Annotated in this window: 9 protein-coding genes; 3 read left to right on the top strand and 6 right to left on the bottom strand. The window is 55.2% G+C overall.

Annotation, left to right across the window (positions count from 1 at the left end; all coding sequences use genetic code 11):
- Nucleotides 1–90: 90 nt before the first annotated feature.
- The gene (locus HV832_RS15810) at nt 91–1080 is read right to left on the bottom strand and encodes a fumarylacetoacetate hydrolase family protein (protein WP_176804819.1); all 990 of its coding nucleotides are present in this window, start codon (nt 1078–1080) and stop codon (nt 91–93) included.
- Nucleotides 1081–1365: 285 nt separating this feature from the next.
- On the opposite strand from HV832_RS15810, the gene HV832_RS15805 reads away from it, so the two are divergent.
- A complete protein-coding gene (locus HV832_RS15805; protein ID WP_176804818.1) occupies nt 1366–3213 on the top strand; it encodes a DUF885 domain-containing protein in 1848 nt (615 codons plus the stop codon).
- 225 nt (nt 3214–3438) lie between these two features.
- Nucleotides 3439–4314 carry an HDOD domain-containing protein gene (locus HV832_RS15800; protein WP_176804817.1) on the top strand — a complete coding sequence of 292 codons (876 nt, stop codon included), beginning with the start codon at nt 3439–3441 and terminating at the stop codon, nt 4312–4314.
- A 113-nt stretch (nt 4315–4427) separates the two neighbouring features.
- On the opposite strand, the gene HV832_RS15795 is transcribed toward HV832_RS15800, so the two are convergent.
- From HV832_RS15795 to prpB, 5 genes are all read right to left on the bottom strand, one after another.
- Nucleotides 4428–6317 carry a propionate--CoA ligase gene (locus HV832_RS15795; RefSeq protein ID WP_176804816.1) on the bottom strand — a complete coding sequence of 630 codons (1890 nt, stop codon included), beginning with the start codon at nt 6315–6317 and terminating at the stop codon, nt 4428–4430.
- Nucleotides 6318–6466: 149 nt separating this feature from the next.
- Nucleotides 6467–7660, bottom strand: a complete 1194-nt coding sequence (gene prpF / locus HV832_RS15790; protein ID WP_176804815.1) for a 2-methylaconitate cis-trans isomerase PrpF — start codon at nt 7658–7660, stop codon at nt 6467–6469.
- A 77-nt stretch (nt 7661–7737) separates the two neighbouring features.
- Nucleotides 7738–10329, bottom strand: coding sequence for a Fe/S-dependent 2-methylisocitrate dehydratase AcnD (gene acnD / locus HV832_RS15785; RefSeq protein ID WP_176804814.1), 2592 nt, complete (start codon nt 10327–10329; stop codon nt 7738–7740).
- Nucleotides 10330–10458: 129 nt separating this feature from the next.
- The gene (prpC, locus tag HV832_RS15780) at nt 10459–11607 is read right to left on the bottom strand and encodes a bifunctional 2-methylcitrate synthase/citrate synthase (protein WP_176804813.1); all 1149 of its coding nucleotides are present in this window, start codon (nt 11605–11607) and stop codon (nt 10459–10461) included.
- A gap of 173 nt (nt 11608–11780) precedes the next feature.
- The gene (gene prpB, locus HV832_RS15775; protein ID WP_176804812.1) at nt 11781–12671 is read right to left on the bottom strand and encodes a methylisocitrate lyase; all 891 of its coding nucleotides are present in this window, start codon (nt 12669–12671) and stop codon (nt 11781–11783) included.
- A gap of 256 nt (nt 12672–12927) precedes the next feature.
- Here prpB and prpR point away from each other — a divergent pair, with 256 nt between their 5' ends.
- Entirely contained in the window at nt 12928–14562 is a 1635-nt protein-coding gene (gene prpR, locus HV832_RS15770; RefSeq protein WP_176804811.1) for a propionate catabolism operon regulatory protein PrpR, read from the top strand.
- The last annotated feature ends 14 nt before the right edge of the window (nt 14563–14576 follow it).

The following is a 14576-nucleotide window of genomic DNA, read 5'->3' as shown; positions in this document are numbered from 1 at the left end:
AAACTCCTGTTGAAGAAGCGGGTTGCAGCAGCTTTTTATCTTTGGCAAAACGCTGCGGTTATATTGTTCGCAGCGCTCATGCATCTTGCATCAGGATTCTCCGGATTCCACGACGCTCTGATTAATCGTACCGAAAATAGATTTGCCATTTTTATCCAGCATTTCAATTCTGATGCTGTCGCCGAATTGCATAAAATCTGTAACTGGCGCGCCGGTTGCAATCATTTCCAGTGCGCGTTTTTCCGCAATACAGCTATACCCGTTCCCTGCGTCTTTATTCGATACGGTGCCGGAGCCAATGATGGTACCGGCTCTGGCCCGTCTGGTTTTGCACAAGTGGGTAATCAGCTGGGGGAATGAAAACACCATATCCACTCCGGCATTCGGCTGGCCGACCAGATTGCCGTTCCAGACCGAGCGCAATGGTAAATGGACTTTTCCATCCTGCCAGGCATCGCCTAATTCATCAGGAGTGACCGCGACCGGCGAAAAACTGGAAGCTGGTTTCGACTGAAAAAAACCAAAACCTTTCGCCAATTCAGCCGGAATCAGATGGCGCAATGAAACATCGTTGACCAGCATCAGAAGCCGGATGTATTCCCCGGCATGATTCACCTTGACACCCATGGGAACGTCGCCGGTAATGACCGCAACTTCACTTTCAAAATCAATTCCCCATTCCGCCGATGCCAACACGATATCGTCGCAAGGTCCGATAAAATCATCGCTGCCGCCCTGATACATCAGAGGATCATGCCAGAAGCTGTCTGGCATCTCGGCATTCCTGGCTTTACGCACCAACTCAACATGATTCACATACGACGAACCGTCTGCCCACTGAAAAGCACGCGGCAACGGCGCCATGCAACGGGTTGGATCAAATTCAAAGCTGTTGGCAGCCTTTCCGGTATTGAGCTGGACAGATAAAGCCTCAAGCTGCGGAGCGATGAAGCCCCAGTCATCCAGCGCCCGCTGCAAGGTCGGTGCAATACCGTCAGCGATGCAGGCTGTCTTTAAATCCCTGGCAACCACGATCAGCTGACCATCGCGGGAACCGTCTTTCAGGGTGGCAAGTTTCATAAAAATCCTGTCTTCAAGCAGTGGCAAAGGATTTTACATGAAGTGCAGATATTACAAACCGGGCTGATCCAACCATAGTATCCAGCGACAGGCACTTCGTCGTTTGATCCTTTTCCCGACAAATACCGACTTTATATCAACTGAATGCTGAAGCTGATTCATGAGACTACTTGGCGAAACAATTTTCTGAATCTTGCTACAGAACTGATTTTTTCTACACTCTCTGCGCAGATTCTGATAGCAGGTACCGTAAAATACCGCAGTTTCCCTTGTTCACCGCCAGCCATGAAAAAAAGACGCTATTCCCTGTCACTGAGTTTACTCTTTGTCGCCCTCCCCAGCAGCCATCACCTTAGCGCTGCGCCACTGGATAGTCAGGCAACAATCAATGCTGCGCCACAGACCGTCAGCAGCAACGCTCCCAAAACCGGAGCAAAAAAACTGGCGGCACTGGCTGAGCGGTATTACGAACAGCAGGCGCGTTTTGAACCCGTCGCTGCAACTTACAACGGCGACAACCGTTATGATGACCAGCTACCGCAAACCCTGGATCTTAAGGTCAAGACAAAGCAGATTGCCATGTGGCGCCAGCTAGCCGGTGAATTACGCCAGATCAGCCGCACGCAGCTCTCCGCCGCAGATCAGGTCACTTATGATTGCCTGCAATACGAACTGGACACTGCGATCAAAATGTCGGCTTTTGACGACCGCCTGATGCCAGTCAATCAGATGGACAGCATTCCTCTGACCATGGCGCATTTTGCCAGCGGTCAGAGCGCACAACTGCTGAAAACCGTTCCCCAGTACGACGCCTATCTGAACCGTCTGAAGCAATTGCCGGGATGGTTGCAACAGGCAACAGCCAATATGCGTGAAGGTATGCGCCGCCAGATCGTTCTGCCCAGAGCGCTGGTACTTTCGATGTTGCCGCAATATACGCAACTAATCGGCGACAAGATAGAAAGCCATCCTTACTATCTGCCAGTCAGCCATTTTCCGGCGGGCTTCAGTGAAGCTGACAAACTGCGTCTGAGCAAAGATTACCGCAGCGTCATTCAGGATAAGGTTTTACCAGCACTGCAACAATTTACCCAGTTTCTGAATCAGGAATATCTGCCAGTCAGCCGTACAAGCACCGGCTGGAGCGCTCTGCCTGACGGTGAACGCTGGTATCGCGCCTGGGTCGGGGACCAGACCACCACCCGTTTGAGTCCGGAACAGATTCATGCCATCGGCTTGCGAGAAGTGGCGCGGATTCAAAACGAATACGTGCGGCTCGGGCCGCAGCTGGGTTATCAGGGTGATCCCAAAGCCTTGCCAGCCTGGATGGAAGCGCAGACGACTTACCGACCGTTCAAGTCGGAAAAAGAAGTGCTGGACGCCTATCGCACGATTGATGCTGCTGTGCGGGAAAAACTGCCATTATTTTTTGGAAAGATACCCAGGGCAGCGCTGGATATCCGCTCCGAACCGGAAATCAGCCGGGCAACAGCTTCTGACCATTACTCTGTTCCCGCGATTGACGGCTCCCGTCCCGGGGTATTCTGGGCAGTTATCAATAATCCGGCAGACTATGCAACAACCGGCATGAAAACACTGTTCCTGCATGAGGGGCAGCCTGGTCATCATTTTCATCTGGCAACCCTGCAGGAACTGGATGTTCCCCAGTTCCGCAAAGTCGGTGGCAATAATGCCTACACCGAAGGCTGGGCCTTATATGCGGAAACCCTGGGGCGCGACATGGGGCTGTTTGAAAACGATCCTGCCGCCTACTATGGACACCTGAGCGATGAAATGCTCCGTGCAACCCGACTGGTCGTCGATACAGGCATGCATGTCAAAGGCTGGACCCGCGAACAGGGCATCCGATATCTGCAGGAAACCCTGGGTTACAGCGAAGCCGCCTCCCGTCAGTGCATAGAGCGATATATGGCATGGCCAGGGCAGGCACTCGGTTACAAGATCGGGGCATTAAAAATCATGGAATTACGGCAAAAAGCGCAGGCCAGCATTGGCGCACACTTTGATTTACGTCAGTTTCACGATGCCATCCTGAGTGATGGCACCCTGCCGCTTTCACTGCTGGAAACGAAGATGCTGAAATGGATCGCCGCCCGGCAGAACAACAAATAGACATTTGTTTGCTTTTTTCAGGTTGCTTGATTGACCTTCACAGGTAAGTCGAGCAAAATGAAGTATGGAAACTGATTGCCGGAAAATCATATTGTGGTTTTCCGGCAATCAGCGCAATTGTGATAACCTGAACAATTATTTCTGCCGCTGTTCCCTCAGGCAGAAAAGTAGAGTTGCAGTCAGCAAACATCTGCGATGTTTAACTCCAATACACAGACCTCTGCGATGAACAGATCGAAAGCACTCAAATGCATCGTCGAACAAGCAAACAACGACGACCTGGTATTCCCGACCAATGTCGCTGCCTCGTTGAAAATTCAGCAAGTTCTGGATGATCCCGATTGTTCAGCAGATACCGTCACCAAACTGATCCTGAATGAACCTCTGCTGGCTGCACGCGTTGTGGCGATTGCCAATTCGGCAGCCTACAGCCGTGGAACCGACATCACCAATGTCAAAGCCGCAGTTACCCGGCTCGGTTTCCGCACATTACGCGCTGTCGTGGTTTCCATCGTGGTGCGCCAGCTTGCCGGAACCAGTAAAAACAAAGACATTCAGCGCATGGCCAACGAACTCTGGGAACATACGGCCCAGGTTGCCGCATTGTCGCAAGTCATTGCCCGTCGCATCACACGCCTTGATCCGGACACGGCCATGTTTGCCGGCATCGTGCATGAAGTCGGTAACTTCTATCTGCTGTCGCGCGCTGAAGAATTCCCATCGCTGCTGGAGCCGGAAGCACCGCCAACCGTGACCAGCGAGCTGCCCGAATTTGAAGATACCGTCGTCGATCTGGACACCACCGAAGCCATCATTGGCAGGGCAGTCATCAAAAACCTGCATCTGCCGGCAGCCGTAGTGGAAGCGCTGGAAGCCCTGTGGTTTGGTTTGCGCGCCATGCCGCCAGAGACCCTGGGTGACACGATCCTGCTGGCTAATGAGCTTGCTCACCGGCATTCGCCGTTCGATTTCACATCTGAAATTGACGCAGAACTGTATGCTTCAGAAATTGATTTTGTTGTCGGCGATGGCACACTCAACAGCATTCTGGAAGAATCCGAGGAGGAAGTCTCCTCGCTGACATCGGCACTATTGGTCTGAACTGTTGTGGTGACTCATGCAGTCGCCATCGTCCATACTGCCATTTGCTTCAGACATAAAAAAGCGCGAACAATCTGATGTCCGCGCTTTTTTTATTTCCCGCATCCTTGAACTCAAGCCGAGACAGCCGCTTTGATCTGAACTAATGATGACGGATCTTCTATCGTCGTCAGATCGCCGGCATCCCGTCCTTCGCAAATAGCCTGAATCGAGCGCCGTAATAACTTCCCGGACCGGGTTTTCGGCAACATAGTCACAAAATGCACGCGGGCTGGCCGCGCTACCGCACCCAGTTGCCGGACCACTACAGCCATGACTTCGCCTTCCAGTGCCAGTTTCTGCTCCAGCGTTGCGGCCAGTTCGGGATGTTTCAGAATCGCAAAGGCGACGGCAACCTGTCCTTTAAGTTTATCTTCCACGCCAACGACCGCGACCTCGGAAACCTGCGCATGACTGGAAATGCTCTCTTCAATTTCCCGGGTGCCAAGACGGTGCCCTGCCACATTGATCACGTCATCGGTACGACCAAGAATAAAATAATAACCATCGGCATCCCGGATGCCCCAGTCAAAAGTGGAATACAGCTGTTCCTGCGCAAAATTGCTCCAGTAGGTATTCACAAAACGCTGGTCGTCGCCGTACACGGTCTGCATACAGCCCGGCGGCAAAGGGCCGCGGATCGCCACCACGCCTTTTTCTCCGGCACCGCATTCCGCACCGGTGCTTTCATTGATGATGCAGACGTTATAGCCATACATCGCCACACCGGGGCTGCCGAGCCGGGTATCCTTATGCTCCACACCGCAGGCCACCGACAGAATCGGCCAGCCGGTTTCTGTCTGCCAGTAATTATCGATAATCGGCACTCCCAGTTCTCCGGCAATCCAGTCGGAAGTAGTTTCATCCAGCGGTTCCCCTGCCAGGTACAGGGCTTTCAAAGAAGACAGGTCGTATTTTTTCATCAGCTCAGGCGGATGTTTTTTCAGCACCCGGATGGCCGTCGGTGCAGAAAACATACGGGTGACTTTATATTTTTCGACAATGCTCCACCAGATACCGGCGTCCGGACGAATCGGTGTACCTTCGTACATGATGGTCGCCATACCGGCAATCAGCGGGCCGTACACGATGTAGGAATGCCCAACCACCCAGCCGATGTCGGAAGTGGCAAAATAAGTTTCCCCCGGATTACCGCAATAAATATGCTTCATCGACGCCGCCAGCGCAACTGCATAGCCACCGACATCACGCTGCACGCCCTTCGGTTTGCCAGTGGTGCCCGAGGTGTACAGCACGTAGGACATCGCGTTCGATTCCAACCAGGTGACCGGCACCTGCGCATTGATGTACTGTGCCCGTAATGTGGCGTAATCCACATCCCGGTCACTGACCAGATTCATGGTGTCGAGCCCGCGATTAACCAGCAGCACATGCTGTGGCGGATGATCCGCAGCGGCGATCGCCTCATCCAGCAAAGGCTTGTAAGGGACAGCCTTACCGCCGCGCATGCCGGCATCGGCTGAGACGATCAGCACGGGCTGCGCATCATCGATGCGCGTTGCCAGACTCTTGGAAGCAAAGCCGCCAAACACCACAGAATGCACCGCACCAATGCGGGCGCAGGCCAGCATCGCAAATGCTGCCTCGGCAATCATCGGCATGTAAATCAGCACCCGGTCGCCCTGCTTCACACCAAGGCTTTGCATAATGGCTGCCATGCGCTGCACTTCAGCGTGGAGTTCAGCGAATGAATACGTTTTTTCGGTATTGGTTTCGGTCGAAATAGCGATCAGTGCGGGCTGATCAGGCTGGGTACGCAACCAGCGGTCTACCGCGTTGTGGCACAGATTGGTCTCGCCGCCGACGAACCAGCGCGCAAATGGCGGACAGCTGGTATCGAGCACCTGCTGATACGGCCGGTGCCAGTCGATCAGCTGTGCTTCCCGGTCCCAGAATTTTTCCGGTTGCCGGATTGATTCCTGATAAAAATCTGCGTACGTCATAGTCCCTCCTGATTGGAATTTCATGGGCATTACCGCGGGCAGGCCGGGCAGTGTCACGTAAGTTTTATGTAAGCCACCAACAAAAAACGCGGCCTTTAAAGGAGCCGCGTTTTTTGAGAATGATTCATCGTATCTGGTCGTCTGCTATTTTAGAAACTGTCGCCGGGAATCCGGACCCAGCCTTCCATCAATACCCGGGCGCTGCGGCTCATGATCGCTTTTCTGACGCACCATTCGCCATTTTCCTGCGTAGCTTCGGCGCCTACCCGCAAGGTGCCGGACGGATGTCCGAAGCGCACAGCCTGACGCTGACCGCCGCCCGCCGCCAGATTCACCAGCGTGCCGGGTATCGCGGCCGCTGTGCCAATGGCAACGGCTGCCGTGCCCATCATCGCATGGTGCAGTTTTCCCATCGACAGCGCACGGACCAGCAGATCAATATCAGCTGCTCTGACCTGTTTGCCGCTGGACGCGATGTAATCTGCCGCCGGCGCAACAAATGCCACCTTCGGCGTATGCTGACGCTGAACTGCGTCCTCAACTTTGCTGATGAGTCCCATGCGAACGGCACCGTGAGCCCGGATGGTTTCGAAAATGGCCAAGGCCTCAGGATCGCCATTAATGGCATCCTGCAGCTCTGTACCGGTATAGCCAAGGGCTGCGGCATTCACAAAAATTGTCGGAATCCCGGCATTGATCATCGTGACCGTCAGTGCACCGATTCCCGGCACGTCCAGCGTATCGACCAGATTTCCGGTCGGGAACATCGCTCCCCCGCCATCCCCCTCGCCTTCATCAGCCGGATCTAAAAATTCGAGTTGTACTTCGGCAGCCGGAAAAGTCACACCGTCCAGCTCAAAATCACCGGTTTCCTGCACTTCACCATTGGTGACGGGCACGTGCGCAATGATTGTTTTGCCGATGTTGGCCTGCCAGATACGCACCGTGCAGACACCATTGTGCGGCACCCGGGCTGCATCCACCAGACCGCCACTGATTGCAAAAGAGCCGACCGCTGCAGACAAATTGCCGCAGTTGCCGCTCCAGTCAACGAATGCCTTGTCGATCGAGACCTGGCCGAACAGGTAATCGACATCGTGATCCGGACGCGCCGATTTCGCCAGGATCACCGTTTTACTGGTACTGGAAGTGGCACCGCCCATGCCGTCAATCTGCTTGCCATAAGGATCGGGACTGCCGATGACACGCAACAGCAAAGCATCGCGCGCCACACCGGGAACCTGTGCCGCCGCCGGTAAATCCTGCACACGGAAAAACACGCCTTTACTGGTGCCGCCACGGATGTAGGTGGCGGGGATTTTGATTTGTGCTACATGGACCATGAATATTTGCTCCTGAATGCACCGGCGGGAAATGTGCCCGGAATGCTGCACACGTCCGCACCGGCTTCCGGTAAGGATCAAGCCGCTTTCGACGATTCCAGGAAATCCTGGGCAAACCGCTGCAACACGCCACCGGCTTCATAAATCGATACCTCTTCTGCGGTATCGAGGCGGCAGGTCATTGGCACTTCCACCCGTTCGCCATTGGCGCGGTGTATCACCAACAGCAAGTCAGCACGCGGTTTGCGCTCACCGACCACATCGTAGGTTTCCGTACCGTCGATTCCGAGTGTCAGGCGATTGACACCGGGCTTGAATTCCAGCGGCAGCACACCCATACCGATCAGATTGGTGCGGTGAATACGCTCAAAACCTTCTGCGGCAATCGCTTCCACACCCGCAAGACGTACACCTTTGGCGGCCCAGTCACGCGAGGAACCCTGACCGTAATCCGCGCCGGCGATGATGATCAATGGCTGCTTGCGCTCCATGTAGGTTTCAATCGCTTCCCACATGCGGGTCACTTTGCCTTCTGGCTCTATGCGTGCCAGTGAACCGGCTTTCACTTTGCCATCGACCTGCACCATTTCATTCTTCAATGTCGGATTCGCAAAGGTCGCGCGCTGCGCAGTCAAATGATCGCCGCGATGGGTTGCGTAGGAATTGAAGTCTTCTTCCGGCAAACCCATTTTCGCGAGGTAAGCACCTGCCGCACTGTCAAGCATGATCGCATTCGATGGTGACAAGTGATCGGTTGTAATGTTGTCCGGCAATACTGCCAGCGGACGCATGCCTGTGAGCGTGCGTGCTCCGGCCAGTGCGCCTTCCCAGTATGGCGGACGACGGATATAGGTAGACATCGGGCGCCAGTCGTACAGCGGGCTGACTGCCGGCCCCTGATCTGCGCGGAGAGTAAACATTGGCTCATACACCTGTCGGAACATTTCCGGCTTAACGCTGGATTTCACGATCGCATCAATTTCCTCGTCGGTCGGCCAGATATCTTTCAGGCGGATTTCTTTACCGTCAACCACGGTCAGCACATCTTTTTCAATATCAAAGCGGACCGTACCGGCAATCGCGTAAGCGACCACCAGCGGTGGCGAAGCCAGGAAAGCCTGCTTGGCATAAGGATGAATGCGGCCATCGAAATTACGATTACCTGACAGCACAGCCGTGGCATACAGATCACGGTCTACAATTTCTTTCTGGATCACCGGATCGAGTGCGCCGGACATACCGTTGCAAGACGTGCAGGCATACGCAACGACGCCAAAGCCGAGCTGCTCCAGCTCGTTCATCAGTCCGGCTTCCTGCAGATACAGCGTCACTGCTTTGGAACCGGGCGCCAGTGAAGATTTGACCCAGGGTTTGCGCACCAGTCCCAGACGGTTTGCATTGCGTGCCAGCAGGCCAGCGGCAATCACATTACGCGGGTTACTGGTGTTCGTGCAGCTAGTGATGGCGGCAATGATGACGGCGCCATCCGGCATCTTGCCGTCTTCCTGCTGCCACGGTGCGGCAATGCCCTTGGCTGCCAGTTCAGATGTCGCCAGTCGTGCATGCGGATTGGACGGACCGGCCATGTTGCGCACGACGGTGGACAGATCGAATGTCAGCACACGTTCGTATTCTGCCGTTTTCAGCGCGTCGGACCACAGACCCGCCTGTTTCGCATACGTTTCTACCAAATGGACCTGCTCGTCGGTACGGCCGGTCAGGCGCAGATAATCGATGGTCTGCTGATCGATGCTGAACATCGCTGCGGTGGCACCGTATTCCGGCGCCATATTGGAAATGGTGGCGCGGTCACCCAGCGTCAGCGCGGCAGCACCCGGACCGTAGAATTCCAGATAGGCACCAACGACTTTGGATTTGCGCAAAAATTCAGTCAGCGCCAGCACGATGTCGGTCGCGGTAATGCCGGGCTGTGGCTTACCGCTGAGTTCGACGCCGATGATGTCCGGCAGGCGCATCCACGATGCGCGCCCCAGCATAACGTTTTCCGCCTCCAGACCGCCGACGCCGATAGCGATCACGCCGAGCGCATCCACATGCGGGGTGTGGCTGTCAGTACCGACGCAGGTATCGGGATAAGCCACCCCCTGATCTGCGTGAATCACCGGCGACATGCGTTCCAGATTGATCTGGTGCATGATGCCGTTGCCTGGCGGGATCACATCCACATTTTTGAAAGCGCGCTTGGTCCAGTCGATGAAATGGAAGCGGTCTTCGTTACGACGGTCTTCAATCGCACGATTTTTCTCAAATGCCTGCGGATCAAAACCGCCGCACTCCACCGCCAGCGAATGATCGACGATCAGCTGCACCGGCACCACCGGATTGACCTTGGCAGGATCACCGCCCTGATCGGCAATCGCATCACGCAAACCAGCCAGATCCACCAACGCGGTCTGGCCGAGAATGTCGTGGCAGACCACGCGTGCCGGGAACCACGGAAAATCGAGTTCGCGTTTGCGTTCGATCAGTTGTTTCAGCGAGGCTGTCAGCGTCTCCGGGTCGCAACGGCGGACCAGATTCTCGGCCAGCACGCGCGATGTGTAAGGAAGGCGGTCATAAGCGCCGGGAGCAATGGCATCCACCGCAGCACGGGCATCAAAAAAATCCAGCGCGGTACCGGGCAGGGATTTGCGATATTGAGTATTCATGATAAGTCAGAAAATGGGTTCAGATTCCGGGGGAATTGTCTGCCGTACCGCGACAGCATCAGGCACATCAGACAGGCTCAGGCAGAAGGCCAGCCGCGATGCCGATGGCAGCACGGCTGACTTCCCGTTTTACTGACGGTCCTTGATCGGTACAAATTTCAGATCTTCCGGGCCCACATAATTCGCACTCGGACGGATGATCTTGTTGTCGATGCGCTGTTCAATGATGTGCGCAGCCCAGCCTGACGTGCGGGCAATCACAAACAGCGGCGTGAACATCGCTGTCGGCACGCCCATCATGTGATAAGACACCGCAGAGAACCAGTCCAGGTTCGGGAACATCTTTTTGATATCCCACATCACGGTTTCCAGACGTTCTGCAATGTCAAACATCTTCATGGAGCCAGCGTCTTTAGACAGATTGCGTGCAACTTCCTTGATGACTTTGTTGCGCGGATCGGAAATGGTATAAACCGGATGGCCGAAACCGATCACGACTTCTTTGTTTTCAACGCGTTTCTTGATGTCTGCTTCCGCTTCGTCCGGATTGTCGTAACGTTTCTGGATTTCAAAGGCCACCTCGTTCGCACCGCCATGCTTAGGACCACGCAGCGCGCCAATTGCGCCGGTAATCGCGGAATACATGTCGGAACCGGTACCGGCGATCACGCGGCCAGTAAATGTCGATGCGTTGAATTCATGCTCCGCATACAGGATCAGTGAGGTGTGCATGGCTTTTTCCCACAGTGCGCTTGGTTGTTCGCCATGCAGCAGATGCAGGAAATGACCACCGATCGACTCATCGTCGGTTTCGGTTTCGATCCGTTTTCCATTGTGGCTGTAGTGATACCAGTACAGGAGCATGGAGCCCAGCGACGCCATCAGGCGATCAGCGATATCGCGTGCGCCCGGTGTGTTATGGTCGTCTTTTTCCGGCAAAACGCAACCCAGTGCAGACACACCGGTACGCATCACATCCATCGGATGCGACGATGCAGGCAGCCATTCCAGCGCAGCTTTCACATTGGCTGGCAGACCGCGTAACGCCTTGAGCTTGGCCTTGTAGGCACGCAGTTCGGCGACAGTCGGTAATTTGCCATGCACCAGCAGATGCGCAATTTCTTCAAACTCGCAGGCGTCAGCCACATCCAGAATGTCGTAACCTCGGTAATGCAGGTCGTTGCCGGTTTTACCGACAGTGCACAGTGCCGTATTGCCGGCAGTAACGCCAGACAGGGCAACGGATTTTTTGGGTTTGAAAGGAACGGCTTCAGTCATGATAATCTCCCGAAATGATAGATATATACTCCCCTCCAGTATTCTTTAAAGCCCTTTCTAATCAAGGGCATCAGACCATTTTTAATAAAAACAAGGGGGAGTATGTGTTTTATTGCATGCGATTTATTGGATAGGTAGCAGAGAATCCGGCTTATAGCATCTGATGCACGGTCTTATTTGCTTTTCTGCTGTGCAAACAGCGCATCAAGTTTCTGTTCAAACGTGTGGTAGTTGATGCGTTCATACAGTTCCATACGGGTCTGCATGGTATCAACCACATTTTTCTGCGAGCCGTCACGGCGGATCGCGGTATACACATTTTCGGCCGCTTTATTCATGGCGCGGAATGCCGACAGCGGATACAGCACCAGACCGACATCGGCAGATTTCAGTTCTTCCACGGTGTACAGCGGCGTGGAACCGAATTCGGTGATATTGGCGAGAATCGGCACCTTGACCGCGCTGGCAAACTGCTGATACATCTCCAGCTGAGTGATCGCTTCCGGGAAAATCATGTCAGCACCCGCTTCGACGCAAGCCTGTGCCCGTTCAATTGCTGCCTCCAGCCCTTCGACTGCCAGCGCATCGGTGCGTGCCATGATCACGAAATTTTCATCCGTACGGGCATCCACTGCAGCCTTCACGCGGTCCACCATTTCCTGCTTCGATACGATTTCCTTACCCGGGCGATGACCGCAGCGCTTGGCGCCGACCTGGTCTTCAATGTGCATGGCTGCTGCGCCGAATTTAATCATCGATTTCACGGTGCGAGCCACATTGAACGCCGAAGCGCCAAAGCCGGTATCCACGTCCACCAGCAAAGGCAAATCGCAGACATCGGTGATGCGGCGCACATCGGTCAGCACATCATCCAGATTGGAAATGCCGAGGTCGGGCAAGCCGAGCGAACCTGCCGCCACACCGCCGCCGGACAGATAAATCGCCTTAAAGCCGGCACGTTTGGCCAGCAAAGCGTGATTGGCGTTGATCGCCCCGACCACCTGCAACGGGGATTCTTCTTGCATCGCCTTACGGAAGGCGGCACCTGCGGAGTATTGACTCATCGTATTGTTTTCTTTCCGGTGAAGGGCTGGCGACCAGATCGTTACCAGACTCCATGTTGAACAACGTCAGCACAGCATATTGCAAACCGTGTGCCAGCATCAGGCGGTAACGCCAAAGAATAGATCAGAGCGTATAAAAATCAAGGGCTTAATCATCTTCAGCATCCTCACAGACAGGAAAATTCATTGCCTTACAGCGATATTTTGTTTCATAATACACTTCAATTGAAACATTTATTTGAAACATGAAACAAGTATGAAACTACCGCCACTCCCACGCGACGTCCAGGACAAGCCCGTCATCTGGACAGTATCCATTTCCCGCCTGTTCGACATGTTTCGCGACATCATGCTGGAATACGATGCCAACGCCGATATCGTTCCGCTGCAGCTGGGTTTTGAAGAAGCCGTCCAGCACATCCGAGAAAGGCTGCTGACCGAACGATGCGACGCCGTGATCGCTGCCGGCTCCAACGGCGCCTATCTGAAAAGCCGCCTGCCGGTACCGGTCGTCATTGCCAAAGCCAGTGGTTTCGACGTCATGCAGGCGCTGGCGCGGGCACGCAAGATTTCACCGGAAATCGGCCTGATCACCTATCAGGAAACCGTGCCGGAGCTGAGCGATTTCAAAACCACATTCGGCTTTCAGCTGGAACAGCGCACCTACGTGACCGAACAGGATGCCCGCGCCCAGATCCGCGAACTGAAAGCCGCAGGCATTCAGGCGATTGTCGGTGCCGGCCTGATTACCGATCTGGCGGAAGAAGCCGGGCTGAACGGGATTTTCATGTATTCATCCGCCTCCATCCGGCAGGCTTTTGACGATGCGCTCGAAATTGCGCGCATCACCCGCCTCGAATCGGCGCGGGGCAGGCATCATCCGGCCAGCGACGCCCTGCGCGCCCGGCACGGACTCAACGATCTGCGTGGCGATTCGGTATCCATGCAGGAAATCCGCCGCACCGTCACCCTGTTTGCCCGCTCGCCGGCCACCGTGTTGCTGCAGGGTGAAACCGGCACCGGCAAGGAACTCGCGGCGCAGGCCATTCACCGCGAAAGCCCGCGGGCGCGGCAGCCATTTGTGGCCATCAATTGCGGCGCGATTGCCGAATCCTTGCTGGAATCAGAATTATTTGGTTACGACGAGGGCGCGTTCACCGGCGCGCGGCGCGGCGGCCATGCAGGTCTGTTTGAAGCCGCAAGCCGCGGCACCCTGTTTCTGGATGAGATCGGCGAAATGCCGCTGAACCTGCAGACCCGGCTGCTGCGGGTACTGGAAGAGCGCGAAATCGTCCGCGTCGGCGGTGTGCGCCCGGTGCCGGTGGATGTGCGCATCGTCAGCGCCACCCACTGCGATCTGGAAACACGGGTGCGGGAAGGAAAATTCCGCGCCGACCTGTTTTACCGGCTGGCCGTCCTGCGGCTGAGCTTGCCCCCCCTGCGTGAACGCCGGACAGACATCATGCCACTGGCAGAATGGTGCCTGAAACAGGCGCTGGCCGCGATGGGCGCCAGACCGCATCCGAATCTGCATGCCGAAATCAGCAGTTGCACCGCGCTGCTGGAACATTACGACTGGCCGGGCAATGTGCGAGAAATGCGCAATATGATGGAACGTCTTGCGCTATTTCTGGCCGCAGAACCACTGCAGGCGCTGAGCCCGGCATTCCTGGCCCGCATCCTGCCCGAATTGTGGATCGACATCGCCTCACCGGCCACACATACATCAGATACGATAACTACCCCGCCAACAAACAACCGAGGCACGGCAGACAAGGTGGCAGACCTGACAGCGCTGATGCAGCGCTTTGACAACAACCGGGAAGCCGTCGCCGCCCATCTCGGCGTCAGCCGGACTACGCTGTGGCGCAGACTGAAGAAAGGAAATTAAGCGAAAATTGCCAT

Source organism: Cognatundibacterium oligocarboniphilum (assembly GCF_013377855.1).
Classification (GTDB): domain Bacteria; phylum Pseudomonadota; class Gammaproteobacteria; order Burkholderiales; family Burkholderiaceae_D; genus Undibacterium; species Undibacterium oligocarboniphilum.
This window is presented reverse-complemented; position numbering and strand designations above follow the sequence as displayed.